This window comes from Citrobacter freundii complex sp. 2025EL-00176 (assembly GCF_053309355.1).
On the sequence record NZ_JBRYHT010000003.1, the window covers coordinates 41860 to 56772 of the forward strand.

Annotated in this window: 15 protein-coding genes; 11 read left to right on the forward strand and 4 right to left on the reverse strand. The window is 53.3% G+C overall.

Going from position 1 to position 14913, the window contains the following annotated elements:
- The first annotated feature begins 130 nt into the window (after positions 1 to 130).
- Positions 131 to 1066 carry a malate dehydrogenase gene (gene mdh / locus ACVXHP_RS09075; RefSeq protein ID WP_038634337.1) on the forward strand — a complete coding sequence of 312 codons (936 nt, stop codon included), beginning with the start codon at positions 131 to 133 and terminating at the stop codon, positions 1064 to 1066.
- 95 nt (positions 1067 to 1161) lie between these two features.
- Here mdh and degS read toward each other — a convergent pair whose 3' ends face one another.
- The 3 genes from degS to zapG all read right to left on the reverse strand — a co-directional run bounded on the left by degS (position 1162) and on the right by zapG (position 4252).
- Positions 1162 to 2229 (reverse strand): outer membrane-stress sensor serine endopeptidase DegS, encoded by a 1068-nt coding sequence (gene degS / locus ACVXHP_RS09080; protein WP_047026412.1) that lies wholly within the window; start codon positions 2227 to 2229, stop codon positions 1162 to 1164.
- An 88-nt stretch (positions 2230 to 2317) separates the two neighbouring features.
- Positions 2318 to 3685 (reverse strand): serine endoprotease DegQ, encoded by a 1368-nt coding sequence (gene degQ / locus ACVXHP_RS09085; RefSeq protein WP_042311323.1) that lies wholly within the window; start codon positions 3683 to 3685, stop codon positions 2318 to 2320.
- A 168-nt stretch (positions 3686 to 3853) separates the two neighbouring features.
- Positions 3854 to 4252 (reverse strand): Z-ring associated protein ZapG, encoded by a 399-nt coding sequence (zapG, locus tag ACVXHP_RS09090; protein ID WP_003025147.1) that lies wholly within the window; start codon positions 4250 to 4252, stop codon positions 3854 to 3856.
- 192 nt (positions 4253 to 4444) lie between these two features.
- Between zapG and zapE the strand changes: the two genes are divergently transcribed.
- The 5 genes from zapE to sspB all read left to right on the forward strand — a co-directional run bounded on the left by zapE (position 4445) and on the right by sspB (position 8092).
- Positions 4445 to 5572 (forward strand): cell division protein ZapE, encoded by a 1128-nt coding sequence (gene zapE, locus ACVXHP_RS09095; protein WP_447571322.1) that lies wholly within the window; start codon positions 4445 to 4447, stop codon positions 5570 to 5572.
- Between the two features lie 218 nt (positions 5573 to 5790).
- Positions 5791 to 6219 carry a 50S ribosomal protein L13 gene (gene rplM / locus ACVXHP_RS09100; RefSeq protein ID WP_003025141.1) on the forward strand — a complete coding sequence of 143 codons (429 nt, stop codon included), beginning with the start codon at positions 5791 to 5793 and terminating at the stop codon, positions 6217 to 6219.
- A gap of 15 nt (positions 6220 to 6234) precedes the next feature.
- Positions 6235 to 6627 (forward strand): 30S ribosomal protein S9, encoded by a 393-nt coding sequence (gene rpsI, locus ACVXHP_RS09105; protein ID WP_003025138.1) that lies wholly within the window; start codon positions 6235 to 6237, stop codon positions 6625 to 6627.
- A gap of 317 nt (positions 6628 to 6944) precedes the next feature.
- Positions 6945 to 7583, forward strand: coding sequence for a stringent starvation protein SspA (gene sspA / locus ACVXHP_RS09110; protein WP_003025132.1), 639 nt, complete (start codon positions 6945 to 6947; stop codon positions 7581 to 7583).
- 5 nt (positions 7584 to 7588) lie between these two features.
- Positions 7589 to 8092, forward strand: a complete 504-nt coding sequence (sspB, locus tag ACVXHP_RS09115; RefSeq protein ID WP_038634317.1) for a ClpXP protease specificity-enhancing factor — start codon at positions 7589 to 7591, stop codon at positions 8090 to 8092.
- A gap of 55 nt (positions 8093 to 8147) precedes the next feature.
- Here the strand turns inward: sspB and dcuC are convergent, their stop codons facing one another.
- On the reverse strand, positions 8148 to 9515 hold the full coding sequence (gene dcuC, locus ACVXHP_RS09120) for an anaerobic C4-dicarboxylate transporter DcuC (protein ID WP_447571323.1): 1368 nt from the start codon (positions 9513 to 9515) through the stop codon (positions 8148 to 8150).
- 359 nt (positions 9516 to 9874) lie between these two features.
- Here dcuC and nanR point away from each other — a divergent pair, with 359 nt between their 5' ends.
- The 5 genes from nanR (at position 9875) to nanQ (ending at position 14866) form a co-directional block, all read left to right on the forward strand.
- Positions 9875 to 10666 carry a transcriptional regulator NanR gene (gene nanR / locus ACVXHP_RS09125; RefSeq protein ID WP_094301045.1) on the forward strand — a complete coding sequence of 264 codons (792 nt, stop codon included), beginning with the start codon at positions 9875 to 9877 and terminating at the stop codon, positions 10664 to 10666.
- A gap of 259 nt (positions 10667 to 10925) precedes the next feature.
- Entirely contained in the window at positions 10926 to 11819 is an 894-nt protein-coding gene (gene nanA, locus ACVXHP_RS09130) for an N-acetylneuraminate lyase (protein WP_447571324.1), read from the forward strand.
- A 110-nt stretch (positions 11820 to 11929) separates the two neighbouring features.
- Positions 11930 to 13420, forward strand: a complete 1491-nt coding sequence (locus tag ACVXHP_RS09135) for an MFS transporter (protein ID WP_316129880.1) — start codon at positions 11930 to 11932, stop codon at positions 13418 to 13420.
- 106 nt (positions 13421 to 13526) lie between these two features.
- Entirely contained in the window at positions 13527 to 14396 is an 870-nt protein-coding gene (nanK, locus tag ACVXHP_RS09140) for an N-acetylmannosamine kinase (protein ID WP_447571325.1), read from the forward strand.
- Positions 14397 to 14398: 2 nt separating this feature from the next.
- Complete coding sequence (gene nanQ, locus ACVXHP_RS09145; protein ID WP_447571326.1) at positions 14399 to 14866, forward strand: N-acetylneuraminate anomerase; 468 nt, start codon at positions 14399 to 14401, stop codon at positions 14864 to 14866.
- The last annotated feature ends 47 nt before the right edge of the window (positions 14867 to 14913 follow it).

Consider the following 14913-nt stretch of genomic DNA (forward strand, 5'->3'; position numbering starts at 1 on the left):
TGCATAAAAGCCAAATTTGCGTGACTACGCATTCTTGACGCGTGGTTGTTGTATTCGTTGGATTTGTGGATTAAGGTCGCCGCCGCGGAGCAATAGACACTTTGCTTATCAATATAATAAGGAGTTTAGGATGAAAGTTGCAGTCCTCGGCGCTGCTGGTGGTATCGGTCAGGCGCTAGCATTACTGTTAAAAACCCAACTGCCTTCAGGTTCAGAACTCTCCCTGTACGACATCGCTCCAGTAACGCCTGGTGTGGCCGTTGATTTGAGCCACATCCCTACTGCTGTGAAAATCAAAGGCTTCAGCGGCGAAGACGCTACCCCTGCACTGGAAGGTGCTGATGTGGTACTGATCTCTGCGGGCGTCGCGCGTAAACCGGGTATGGATCGTTCCGACCTGTTCAACGTCAACGCCGGCATCGTGAAGAACCTGGTGCAGCAGGTTGCTAAAACCTGTCCGAAAGCATGTATCGGTATCATCACCAACCCGGTGAACACGACCGTTGCTATCGCTGCAGAAGTGCTGAAAAAAGCAGGCGTATACGATAAGAACAAACTGTTTGGCGTGACCACGCTGGACATTATTCGCTCCAATACCTTTGTTGCGGAACTGAAAGGCAAACAGCCTGGCGACGTTGAAGTCCCGGTTATTGGCGGCCACTCTGGCGTGACCATTCTGCCATTGCTGTCACAAATTCCTGGCGTAAGCTTCACCGAGCAAGAAGCGGCTGACCTGACTAAACGTATCCAGAACGCGGGTACTGAAGTTGTGGAAGCTAAAGCCGGTGGCGGATCTGCTACCCTGTCCATGGGTCAGGCCGCAGCACGTTTCGGCCTGTCACTGGTTCGCGCACTGAGCGGCGAAAAAGGCGTGGTTGAATGTGCTTACGTTGAAGGCGACGGCCAGTATGCGCGTTTCTTCTCTCAGCCGCTGCTGCTGGGCAAAAACGGCGTAGAAGAACGTCAGTCTATCGGTAAGCTGAGTGCGTTTGAGCAAAGTGCGCTGGAAGGCATGCTGGACACGTTGAAGAAAGATATCACTCTGGGCGAAGAGTTCGTTAAGTAACGAACGGCCAGAAAATAAAAAACCGGAGCCTGGCTCCGGTTTTTTTATGTACCACACTTTTATAGCCGGATAAAGTACGTTATCCGGTGCTAACGTCAGTTTGTCGCAGGGTATTCCTGAATCGTCACCTGCAGCGTCAGCTGTTTGTCATCGCGCATCACGACGACGGAGATGACCGAACCTGGGCGAATTTCGGCCACTTGGTCCATGGTCTCAAGCGCGGATACCGCCGGTTTATTATTGACTGAAATGATCAAGTCGTTGACCTGAATGCCTGCCTGTGCGGCCGGACCGTCCGGAGCCACTTCGTTAACCACGATCCCCTGAATTTGATCCATTCCGCCGCCCTGCGCGTGCAGCGGCGCAATTTCACGACCGCTGATGCCGATGTAGCCGCGAATCACGCGCCCGTCACGAATCAGCTTATCCATAATTTTGGTTGCCAACTGAAACGGAATGGCGAAGCCAATACCTTCCGGGGTTTCGCCGTCGTTGCTCTTATCAAATGACAGCGTATTAATGCCCATCAGCTCACCCAGCGAGTTAACCAGCGCACCGCCGGAGTTACCGTGGTTGATGGAAGCATCCGTTTGCAGGAAGTTTTGGCGTCCTGTCGGGTTCAGCCCAATACGGCCGGTGGCGCTAATGATGCCTTGAGTAATGGTTTGCCCAAGGTTGTACGGGTTACCAATGGCGAGAACCACATCGCCGATGTGGGGCACACGCTTGTTATTAATAGGGATGGTCGGCAGGCCGCCAGTCGCGTTGATTTTCAGCACCGCAAGGTCGGTTAACGTATCAGAGCCTACGAGCAGCGCTTCAAATACACGTCCATCCTGCAGTGCGACGATGATTTGGTCGGCATCATTAATGACGTGCTTATTGGTAATGATGTAGCCGCGCTGATCCATGATAACGCCTGAGCCGAGCGTACGGATCTCAAGCTGGTTATGCGCGGTACTGTTCATACTGCGGTTATAAACGTTAACGACGGCAGGAGCGGCACGGCGAACCGCCGGGTTATAGCTGGCGGGCGTTTCATCTGCACTGTCGAACTGCGGTGTGGTAAGGGTATTAATTTTGCGCAGAGAGGGCATCGCCGCCAGCAGAATGGCACCGACGATTAAACCAATCGCGACCGAACGTAAAAGCTTTACAAACATGATGGCGGCGTCATTAAAAAAGGGAACGGCAGCAGCATATCACGAGTTAACCGGACATCACACGGGGGCTGATGTCCGGTTTAATGCATTACCGCAGGAGCAGGTAAATACTGTCGTTACCGCGAACCACCTGCAGAGCGATAATCGCCGGTTTCGCTTCCAGCACCTTACGCATTTCGGCAATCGAGTTTACGCGATCGCGGTTAACGCCAATGATAACGTCATCTTTATGCAGACCGGCCTGCGCGGCTGGACTACTTTTTTCAACGTTATCTATTTTGATGCCTTTGGTGCCATCTTTTAACTGACCATCGCTGAGCGTAGCGCCTTGCAACGCAGGGGCGATCATTTCCGCACTGGCGGACGATGATGTGCTGGTATCCAGGGTGACTTCAACCTCCAGCGGTTTACCGTTACGCAGCAGCCCCAGTTTGACCTTGGTTCCTGGTTCAGTTGTCGCAATGCGTGAACGCAGTTCGGCAAAGCTGCTGAGTGGTTTACCGTTGAGACTGGTAATGACGTCACCGGATTTCACCCCCGCCTTGGCAGAGCCTGAGTTAGGCAGAACCTCGCTGACAAACGCCCCGCGCTGCACATTCAGATTGAACGCCTTGGCGATGTCGGCGGTCATTTCGGTACCTTTTATGCCTAACAGACCGCGTTTGATTTCGCCAAACTGCATCAACTGTTGCGCCAGCGTGCGCGCCATGTTGCTTGGGATCGCAAAGCCAATGCCGATACTGCCGCCGCCGGGGGCCAGAATCGCGGTGTTAATGCCAATCAACTCACCGTTGAGGTTAAGCAGCGCGCCGCCGGAGTTACCCCGGTTGATGGAAGCATCGGTCTGAATAAAGTTTTCCAGACCCTCCAGGTTCAGCCCACTGCGACCCAATGCCGATACAATACCGGAAGTGGCGGTTTGCCCGAGACCGAACGGGTTACCCACGGCCACTGCGAAATCACCCACACGGAGTTTATCGGAGTCGGCAATGGCGATTTGCGTCAGGTTGCTGGGGTGTTGAATTTGCAGCAGGGCGATATCGCTCTGATCGTCACTGCCGATCAGCTTCGCGTCGAACTCTCGACCATCGTTAAGCTGCACGCTGATTTTTTGCGCCTGATTAATGACGTGGTTATTGGTCAGGACGTAGCCTTTTGCGGCATCAATAATGACCCCTGAGCCCAGCCCTTCAAAAGGCTGTGAAGGTTGGTCGGGAAGCTCATCACCAAAAAACTTTTTAAACTCTTCCGGGACTTTTTGACCTTGAACAGCGGTGCCTTCGACCCTAACGCTCACCACGGCAGGTAACACTTTCTCCAGCATCGGGGCGAGGCTGGGAAGCGCAGCCTGACCGGGAACCTGGCCGGGAATCGACGCAACGGCCGGGAATGGCGCCGAGAGAGTTAACCCGACACTTAACGCTAATGCACTCAACAGCTGGGTTTGTTTTTTCATGGATCCTGCTCTCGTACCTTGAGTAAACGGAAGATGATTCAAAACAGTTTGATGTTATTGAATTTTCGGTTTGGTCACAATGAGGCTAACGACTAAATAATAGCTGGGACGGGAAGAGAAGCGGAGGGCGCAATTACTGCGCCCAATAAATTTCTTAACGATGTGCGTTTAGTCGCGCTTTGCGCCACTACGCAGCAGGCCGGAGGCCCCTTCAGAATAGTCACGCGGCATCTGAACCGGCGCCTGATCGTTGCCAGCTTCGGACTCTGCCAGACGATTACGGAACGGGTTGTTTTCCGGCGACATACCCGGCAGCAGGTTGCTCGAGCTTTTCGCCATATGCTGGTAGATCTGACGATAATCGTCCGCCATGTTATCCAGCAATTCAGCGCTGCGGGCAAAGTGGCTCACCAGCTCTTCGCGGTACTCTTCCAGCTCAGCTTTATTTTTTTCCAGTTCGTACTGCAATGCCTGCTGTTGGCGTAATTTACGATTACCAAAACGCATGGCTACAGCACCAATAATGATACCGACGACTAACCCAATTAGCGCATATTCCCAGGTCATGAACATCTCCCGTTGTCTTGTGTTTCCGTAGGGTGTTGGCTTTAGGCTCCATGCCTGCGCCTGATTATGCCACTATAACCGCTAATCCCGTAGAAGTGGAATCCCGTGTTTATATCACGTAATGTAGAACGGCCTTTTTTTCGTCAACCGTGAGCGACGGCACATCGATTCTCAAGGAATAACAATAACATCATGCAAAGCCTTTCCCCGACATCGCGTTACCAGCAAGCCCTTACAGACGGCACTCATCAGCCCGACAGCGTACAACAAGAAGCCGTGAATCGACTGGAAACCATTTTCCAGGCGCTAACGACGCCAACTCGCCCTGCGCCGCAGGAAAGTGGTCTGATGGCGCGTTTTGGCAAATTGCTGGGCAAGCGTGAGTCGCCGACCAACCCGCCGGTGCGTGGTTTGTATATGTGGGGCGGCGTCGGACGTGGGAAGACCTGGCTGATGGATCTTTTCTACCATAGTCTGCCGGGCGGGCGTAAACAGCGTTTGCACTTTCACCGCTTTATGCTGCGCGTCCATGAAGAGCTTACCGCCCTGCAGGGGCAGAGCGATCCGCTGGAAATCATTGCCGACCGCTTTAAGGCTGAAACGGACGTGCTGTGCTTTGACGAATTTTTTGTTTCTGATATCACTGACGCCATGCTGCTTGGCGGCTTAATGAAGGCGCTATTTGCCCGGGGCATCACGCTGGTGGCGACCTCCAATATTCCGCCGGACGACCTGTATCGCAACGGTTTGCAACGCACGCGTTTTCTTCCTGCCATTGATGCCATCAAGCAGCATTGCGACATCATGAATGTTGATGCCGGCGTCGATTATCGTCTGCGCACCTTAACGCAGGCGCATTTGTGGTTGTCGCCTCTGAATGAGGAAACCCGCCAGCAGATGGATAAGCTGTGGCTGGCGCTAGCGGGAACCAAAAGTGAGCATGCGCCGACGCTGGAGATCAACCATCGTCCAATGCAGACGCTGGCCGTCGAAAACCAAACACTGGCGGTGTCATTCACTACGCTGTGCGTCGATGCCCGTAGTCAGCATGACTATATTGCGCTGTCGCGTCTGTTCCACACGGTGCTGTTGTTTGATGTGCCGGTCATGACCCCGCTGATGGAAAGCGAAGCGCGACGCTTTATCGCGCTGGTGGATGAGTTCTACGAACGCCACGTCAAGCTGGTGGTGAGTGCGGCATCTCCCTTATATGAGATCTACCAGGGCGAGCGTCTGAAGTTTGAATTCCAGCGTTGTTTGTCGCGTTTGCAGGAGATGCAAAGCGAGGAGTATTTGAAGCGGGAACATTTAGCCGGTTAAACCTGCCGCAAATCACATAAAGGGGTCGATCTTTGACCCTGACTTCTCTATAATCTTGCGACCCCACGTTACGAGAGAGTTTTTTTCCCAAAACTTTCTATGCGCCGGCATAGGCTATTCGAAGGGGTAGGTTTGCTGGACAATGTCGTGTGAACCTCAACTGACAAAACGTTTGGGTGTTCACCAACGTGTAACTTATTTATTTGGGTAAGCTTTTAATGAAAACTTTTACAGCTAAACCAGAAACCGTAAAACGCGACTGGTATGTTGTTGACGCGACCGGTAAAACTCTGGGCCGTCTGGCTTCCGAACTGGCTCTGCGCCTGCGCGGTAAGCACAAAGCGGAATATACTCCGCACGTAGATACTGGTGATTACATCATCGTTCTGAACGCTGACAAAGTTGCTGTAACCGGCAACAAGCGTACTGACAAAGTGTACTATCACCACACCGGTCACATCGGTGGTATCAAACAAGCGACCTTTGAAGAGATGATTGCTCGCCGTCCTGAGCGTGTGCTTGAAATCGCGGTTAAAGGCATGCTGCCAAAAGGCCCGCTGGGTCGTGCTATGTTCCGTAAACTGAAAGTTTACGCTGGCAACGAGCACAACCACGCGGCACAGCAACCGCAAGTTCTTGACATCTAATCGGGATTATAGGCAATGGCTGAAAATCAATACTACGGCACTGGTCGCCGCAAAAGTTCCGCAGCTCGCGTTTTCATCAAACCGGGTAGTGGTAAAATCGTAATCAACCAACGTTCTCTGGAACAGTACTTCGGTCGTGAAACTGCCCGCATGGTAGTTCGTCAGCCGCTGGAACTGGTCGACATGGTTGAGAAACTGGATCTGTACATCACTGTTAAAGGTGGTGGTATCTCTGGTCAGGCTGGTGCGATCCGTCACGGTATCACCCGCGCTCTGATGGAGTACGACGAATCCCTGCGTGGCGAACTGCGTAAAGCTGGCTTCGTTACTCGTGATGCTCGTCAGGTTGAACGTAAGAAAGTCGGTCTGCGTAAAGCACGTCGTCGTCCGCAGTTCTCCAAACGTTAATTGCTTTCTGCTTCGGCAGACAACAATTTGCGAAAAAACCCGCTTCGGCGGGTTTTTTTATCACTATTTCTCCCCCGAGGAATCACGGTAATCTGCTGATTGCCACCTCTTTTTCCCCATTTCAAGAATCGACTCACCACAAAGGTCACAAAATCTGGTAAACTATCATCCAATTTTCTGCCCAAATGTCAGGTATCGCTCATTTTTTGTTTGTATTTTGAACAGTAATGGCTTTCCTGAGTCTGGGTGACATCACTTCTGGCTGGCCACTGAGTGGCTGGTAGCAGTAAAAATTCTGAATATACCTGGAGGTTTTCATGGCTGTCGCTGCCAACAAACGTTCGGTAATGACGCTGTTTTCTGGTCCTACTGACATCTATAGCCATCAGGTCCGCATCGTGCTGGCTGAAAAAGGTGTTAGTTTCGAGATTGAGCATGTGGAGAAGGACAATCCACCTCAGGATCTGATCGACCTCAACCCGAATCAGAGCGTACCGACACTGGTGGATCGTGAGCTGACCCTGTGGGAATCTCGCATCATTATGGAATACCTGGATGAGCGCTTCCCGCATCCGCCGCTGATGCCGGTTTACCCGGTTGCGCGTGGTGAAAGCCGCCTGTACATGCAGCGTATCGAAAAAGACTGGTACACGCTGATGAACGTCATCGTGAACGGTTCCGCTTCTGAAGCCGAGGTCGCGCGTAAGCGTCTGCGCGAAGAGCTGCTGGCAATCGCGCCAGTATTCGGTCAGAAACCTTACTTCCTGAGCGATGAGTTCAGCCTGGTAGACTGCTACCTGGCGCCGCTGCTGTGGCGTTTACCGCAGCTGGGTATTGAATTCAACGGTGCCGGTTCGAAAGAACTGAAAGGTTATATGACTCGCGTCTTTGAACGTGATTCTTTCCTGGCTTCTCTGACTGAGCCTGAACGTGAAATGCGTCTGGGCCGGGGTTAACCTGTATGGATTTGCCACAGCTAACACCACGCCGTCCGTATCTGCTGCGTGCATTCTATGAGTGGTTGTTAGACAACCAGCTCACGCCGCATCTGGTGGTGGATGTGACGCTCCAGGACGTGCAGGTTCCGATGGAATACGCACGTGACGGGCAAATAGTTCTGAATATTGCACCGCGCGCGGTGGGGAACCTGGAACTGGCAAACGATGAAGTACGCTTTAACGCGCGCTTCGGTGGTGTGCCGCGTCAGGTTTCCGTCCCGCTGGCTGCAGTTCTGGCTATTTATGCTCGTGAAAACGGCGCCGGTACGATGTTTGAACCGGAAGCCGCCTACGACGAAGATGTCGCCAGCTTAAATGATGACGACAACGAAGCGTCTGGTTTTGAGAGTGAAACGGTCATGTCGGTCATTGATGGCGATAAGCCTGACAACAGCGACGACAACGATCCGGATGACACTCCGCCACCGCCTCGCGGCGGGCGTCCAGCGCTGCGCGTAGTGAAATAGATAGTAAAATGAAAAACAGGCCCTTTCGGGCCTGTTCTGTTTTCTGGCTCCGCAATCAATAAAACAGCGCGATGGTGACTATCATATTCACCACAAATCCTACTGCCATCGGAATAGCGGTGCGCTTTACCACCTCAAAGGGCGACACGCCGGCAATCCCAGAAGTCACGACAATCACCGCGGTAATGGGTGATACCGCGCGGGCCAGCGTAGTGGCAAAATGCATCGGCATAATCATCACTACTGCCGGAATATGCAGCCCGGCGGCAATATCCGGGATCAGGCTGGCAAAAGACATAAACGGTGCGTTACCTGAGCCCATGACGATCGCACAGGCGGCGATGACCACGGCCATGATGATCATCACGCCGATGCCGCCAAGGCCGGAGTGTTCCGCGCCTTTTATTACGGCGTCCACTGTCCCGATAGTCGTCAACCCTTTGGCAAAGATCTCACCGGCGACCACCAGCGTGACAACGTTGGCAAACTGCGTCCCCATGCCGTCAAAAAAGGCCTGCACATCATCCATTGTTTCGCGCAAATTATGTTTATGCAGGAATTCGACAAACATGGTCAGCGTCATGCTCATGAGCATCACCACCACCAGATTCAGCTCTGCCTGCATTAATCCCATATGTGCCAGCAACAGCGAACCCAGCATCAGGATCAGCGGCATCACCGGTAAAATGGCGTAATACAGCGGGGGCACATCTTCCAGCGTCTTTTGCTCAGCGAAACCGTTATTTTCCGGTAACGCTTTTTTATCAAATCGACGCTGCACGAAAAAATGCGCAATGGCGACAGCGATAATGACGCATGAAGCGATGGGAAGCTGGTAATGGAAGAAGTAGGTGGCGATTTTCATGCCCGCGACCTGTGCGGCAAAAATAGAGTTGGTTTCCAGAATTCCCCATTCAATCGACATCGAGGTGGCAATGACCGCAACCGCGGATAATCGACTCACGCCAAGACTGACCAGCGTTGGGAAAAGCGTCACCATCAGTAGCATGCCTAATCCGGAAGCGCTGGTAATGAACTGCGCCATGATCTGACCAATCACATAGGTGGCGGCCAGCACGACATAGGGGGAACGGATCAGCTTAAGCGGTCGGCTTAACAGGCTAACCATCGCTCTGCTGGCCCCCATCCTGTCCATATAACGGGCATAACCGCCCACCGCCATGATGGATAAACCCAGCCCTGCCGCCCGATTTGAGAGCATACGCAGAATTTCGTTGTAAATATCGACCAGTAGATAGCCGCTACTTTTATCGTCAGCGACCAGTGCGCCGTAACCCAGCCAGACGCCGCAGATCATCAGGAAGATCCCAGCGGCCGCCAGCACGACCTGGGGTTTGTAGTTTTTGAGGATCAAGTAACCCATCGTTAATAAAACGATGACAGAGATAATGATGCCGAACATTGTTTCACTCCATGCCAGGGAAGATGATAAATCCGGTAATAATGCTGTTGTCAAAACGGATGTTATATTTTTCTGGGCACTTTTTATGGAGTGGATATCTTATTTTTAACGCAATGCTTAATTTATTTTATGTTATAAAATAGTGAGTTATGATAAATTCTCACATTCATATTCGGAAATTTCACGAAGCCGATATAGCCTTGTTTAATTAAAGGTAATCGGCATGTTTAAGCTAAATATAATATGAATAATAAATATATTATTCATAAGTCAGCCGGTCTGGATGACCATCATTTCACCCTGCTTTCGATCCTGTGTTAGGATAAACCCGCTGTTGTTTGTCACCACGACTTAGCTGAATAGGCCCTATGAACGCATTTGATTCGCAAGCTGAAGACTCTCCATCCACCATTGGCCGTAGCTTACGCAATCGCCCGCTGGCGCGTAAAAAACTGTCTGAGATGGTTGAAGAAGAACTGGAGCAGATGATCCGTCGTCGGGAATTTGGCGAGGGGGAACAACTGCCGTCTGAGCGGGAGCTGATGGCCTTCTTTAATGTGGGCCGTCCTTCTGTACGAGAAGCGCTGGCAGCGTTAAAACGCAAAGGCCTGGTACAAATCAACAACGGCGAGCGCGCCCGCGTTTCGCGTCCTTCGGCTGATACCATTATCAGCGAGCTGTCCGGTATGGCCAAAGATTTCCTCGCGCATCCCGGCGGCATTGCCCACTTCGAGCAGCTGCGACTGTTCTTTGAATCCAGCCTGGTACGATACGCCGCAGAACACGCCACTGACGAGCAAATCGCCAGACTGGCGAAAGCACTGGAGATCAATAGCCAGTCGCTGGATGACAACACGCTGTTCATTCGCTCGGACGTTGATTTTCATCGCGTGCTGGCGGAGATCCCGGGCAATCCCATCTTTATGGCGATCCATGTTGCGCTGTTAGACTGGTTGATTGCTGCCCGCCCGACCGTTGCCGATCAAGAGTTGTATGAGCACAACAACGTGAGTTATCAGCAGCATATCGCGATTGTCGAGGCAATTCGCCAGCGCGATCCTGAGGAAGCTGACCGTGCTCTTCAAGAACACCTCAACAGCGTTTCCGCGACCTGGCACGCCTTCAGCAAAAGTAAAAAATTGCGTAAGTGATCGCGATCCTGACGATCGTTTAAACCCAAAATCATTCAAGTTGCATCAAGGCGGCAAGAGAGCGAGTCCCCTGGAGCATAGATAACTATGTGACCGGGGGGAGCGAACGCAGCCAACGCAGAGGCGGCTCGAAGGATGAAGAGTTTAGTGAAGCAGATCGCACTATAAGCGTTCTGTATTGTATTGCTGCTTATTTAATCTGGTATAACAGGTATAAAGGTATGCAGTTAGATAACACTAATCATCGACAGAGGTAGTTATGGCAAGAGATCTAAAAGGCGTAATGCCAGCGTTGTTAACCCCATTCGATAGCCAACAGCGGCTGGACGTTGAGAGCCTGCGTCGGCTGGTGCGTTTCAACATTGCTCAGGGTATCGATGGGCTCTATGTCGGTGGCTCTACGGGTGAGGCCTTTGTCCAAAACCGCGTTGAAAGAGAGCAGGTGCTGAAAATTGTTGCCGAAGAAGCGAAAGGCAAGGTGACGCTTATTGCCCACGTTGGCACAGTGAGCACCGAAGAGAGCCAGCAGCTGGCGAGCGCCGCGCATCGCTACGGCTTTGATGCAGTTTCGGCCGTCACGCCGTTTTATTATCCGTTCAGCTTTGAAGAGCATTGCGATCACTACCGCGCAATCATTGATTCGGCGAATGGGTTGCCGATGGTGGTCTATAACATCCCGGCGCTGAGCGGCGTAAAACTGACGCTGGATCAGATCAACACGCTGGTGACGCTACCTGGCGTTGGCGCGCTGAAGCAAACTTCCGGCGATCTCTATCAGATGGAACAGATCCGCCGCGCTCATCCCGATCTGGTGCTTTATAACGGTTATGACGAGATCTTTGCTTCTGGTTTGCTGGCGGGTGCCGATGGCGGTATCGGTAGCACTTACAACATCATGGGGTGGCGTTATCAGGGAATTGTGAAAGCGCTCAAAGAAGGCGACATCCGGACGGCACAGAAGCTGCAAACTGAGTGCAATAAGGTTATCGATCTGCTCATTAAGGTTGGCGTGTTCCGCGGCCTGAAAACGGTACTGCACTATATGGATGTGGTTTCTGTTCCGCTGTGTCGTAAGCCGTTTGCCCCGGTAGATGAACGCTATCTGCCAGAACTGAAAGCGCTGGCTAACCAACTGCTGGCGGAAAAGGCGTAATCGCGGGTCGCCGGGGGGCGCTTCGCTCGCCCGGCCTGGATTTTCGACCGTAGGCCGGATAAGGCAAGGCTGCTATCCGGCACAACAACAAAAATCGTCGGGAGAGTAAAATGAGTACTTCTACCCAGAGCATCCCGTGGTATCGCCATCTCAATCGGGCACAATGGCGGGCATTTTCCGCCGCCTGGCTGGGATATTTACTTGATGGTTTTGATTTTGTGTTAATCGCCCTTGTGTTGACGGAAGTACAAGGCGAATTCGGTCTGACGACGGTGCAGGCTGCCAGTTTGATCTCAGCCGCCTTTATCTCACGCTGGTTTGGCGGGTTAATGTTGGGGGCCATGGGCGACCGTTACGGACGCCGTCTGGCGATGGTCACCAGCATCATTCTGTTCTCTGTCGGGACGCTGGCTTGCGGCTTCGCGCCGGGCTACACCACCATGTTTATCGCCCGCCTGGTTATCGGGATGGGGATGGCTGGCGAGTACGGCTCCAGCGCGACTTATGTCATTGAAAGCTGGCCTAAACACCTGCGTAACAAAGCCAGTGGTTTCCTGATCTCCGGCTTCTCTGTTGGCGCGGTGATCGCCGCCCAGGTTTACAGCCTGGTGGTCCCGGTCTGGGGATGGCGCGCGCTGTTCTTCATCGGCATTCTGCCGATTATCTTCGCCCTCTGGCTGCGTAAAAATATTCCGGAAGCGGAAGACTGGAAAGAGAAACACGAAGGCAAAGCGCCGGTGCGTACGATGGTGGACATTCTCTATCGGGGCGAACATCGGGTTATCAATATTCTGATGACGCTCGCCGCCGCAACCGCGCTGTGGTTCTGCTTTGCTGGCGACCTGCAAAATGCGGCTATCGTGGCGGTCCTGGGGCTGATATGCGCATTTATCTTCATTAGCTTTATGGTGCAAAGCAGCGGTAAGCGTTGGCCCACGGGCGTCATGTTGATGGTCGTCGTGCTGTTCGCCTTCCTGTACTCGTGGCCGATTCAGGCACTGCTGCCCACGTATCTGAAAACCGAACTCATGTATGACCCCTCAACGGTTGCCAGAGTGCTCTTCTTTAGCGGCTTTGGCGCGGCGGTCGGTTGTTGTGTCGGAGGATTTCTTGGCGACTGGCTGGGCACCCGTAAAGCCTATGTCTGCAGTCTCCTGGCCTCGCAGTTACTGATTATTCCGGTGTTTGCGATCGGTGGTTCAAACGTCTGGGTCCTGGGTTTGCTGCTGTTTTTCCAGCAAATGCTCGGTCAGGGGATCTCCGGGATCTTACCGAAATTAATTGGCGGCTATTTCGATACCGACCAGCGTGCGGCGGGTCTGGGCTTCACCTACAACGTTGGGGCGCTGGGCGGGGCACTGGCTCCGATCATCGGCGCGCTGATTGCACAACGTCTGGATCTGGGCACCGCGCTGGGATCGCTCTCTTTTGGCCTGACATTTGTGGTGATCCTGCTGATTGGTCTTGATATGCCGTCCCGCGTACAGCGCTGGCTGCGTCCTGAAGCGTTACGTACGCATGATGCCATCGATGGTCGACCGTTTAGCGGGGCCGTGCCGTTCGGCGGTGACAAAAGCACCATGGTGAAATCCAAAAGTTAATCGGGTTGCCCGGCGCTAAACCGGGCAATTAGCGTAAGGGAAGAACGATGTTGTTATTTGAGCAACGGGATAAAAAGATGATCACCGCGAAGCAGAAGGCTACGTCATGACTACGCTGGCGATTGATATCGGCGGCACCAAACTGGCCGCCGCGCTGGTGGACAGCAGCCTGCAAATCCGCGAACGGCGAGAATTGCCAACGCCTGCCAGCAAAACGCCGGATGCGCTGCGCGCCGCGTTACAGGCACTGATTGCGCCGCTACAGGAGCAGGCAAAACGGGTGGCTATCGCCTCGACGGGGATTATCCGTGAGGGTTCTCTACTGGCGCTGAATCCGTATAACCTCGGCGGGTTGCTGCATTTTCCGTTGCGGCAAACGCTAGAAGATCTCACTGGTTTGCCGACGCTGGCGGTCAATGACGCGCAGGCCGCGGCGTGGGCTGAGTATCATGCGCTTGGCGGCGAGTATCGCGATATGGTGTTTATTACCGTTTCCACCGGCGTGGGTGGCGGGGTAGTGAGTGCTGGGAAACTACTCACCGGAGTCGGCGGTCTGGCTGGGCATCTGGGACATATCCTGGCCGATCCGCATGGACCCGTGTGTGGCTGCGGGCGTGTGGGCTGCGTTGAGGCGATCGCATCCGGTCGTGGGATCGCGGCGGCTGCCGAAGGCGCGCTTGCCGGATGCGACGCCAAAACTATTTTTAGCCGTGCCGGGCAGGGGGATGAGCAGGCAAGCCGGTTGATCCATCGCTCAGCGCGAACATTGGCAAGGCTTGTCGCCGATGTGAAGGCCATGACCGATTGCCAGTGCGTGGTCATTGGCGGCAGCGTTGGGCTGGCTGAAGGATATCTGGCCCTGGTGGAACATTATCTGGCACAAGAGCCTGCAGCCTATCACGTGGAATTACTGGCGGCGCATTACCGTCATGACGCTGGATTATTGGGGGCCGCGCTGTTGGCCCGGGGAGAATAATAATGATGACAGATGAATTGCGTTCACTGCCTTCTGCCGGATTACATCCGGTATTACAGGAAGCACTCACGCTGGCCGTTGCGGCAAGACCGCAGGAGAAAGCACCTGGACGCTATGAGCTGCAGGGCGATAATATTTTTATGAACGTCATGCAGTTCGCCACGCAGAGCCCAGAGCAAAAGAAAGCGGAACTGCATCAGCAGTACATTGATATTCAGGTGCTGTTGTCCGGTGAAGAACGCATTCTGTTCGGGTTGACCGATTCTGCTCGCCAGTGCGAAGAGATGCATGCTGAGGACGATTATCAGCTGTGCAATCACATTGCCGATGAGCAGGCGCTCACCTTAAAGCCGGGAAGATTCGCAATTTTTATGCCGGGTGAGCCGCATAAACCGGGTTGTGCGGTGGGGGAGTCAGGGGAAATCAAAAAAGTCGTGATTAAGGTGCGCGCCAGCTTATTACACGCCTGATGATGAGAGAGACGGTGTCGGATGACAAGGTTGCGCCATCCGACACG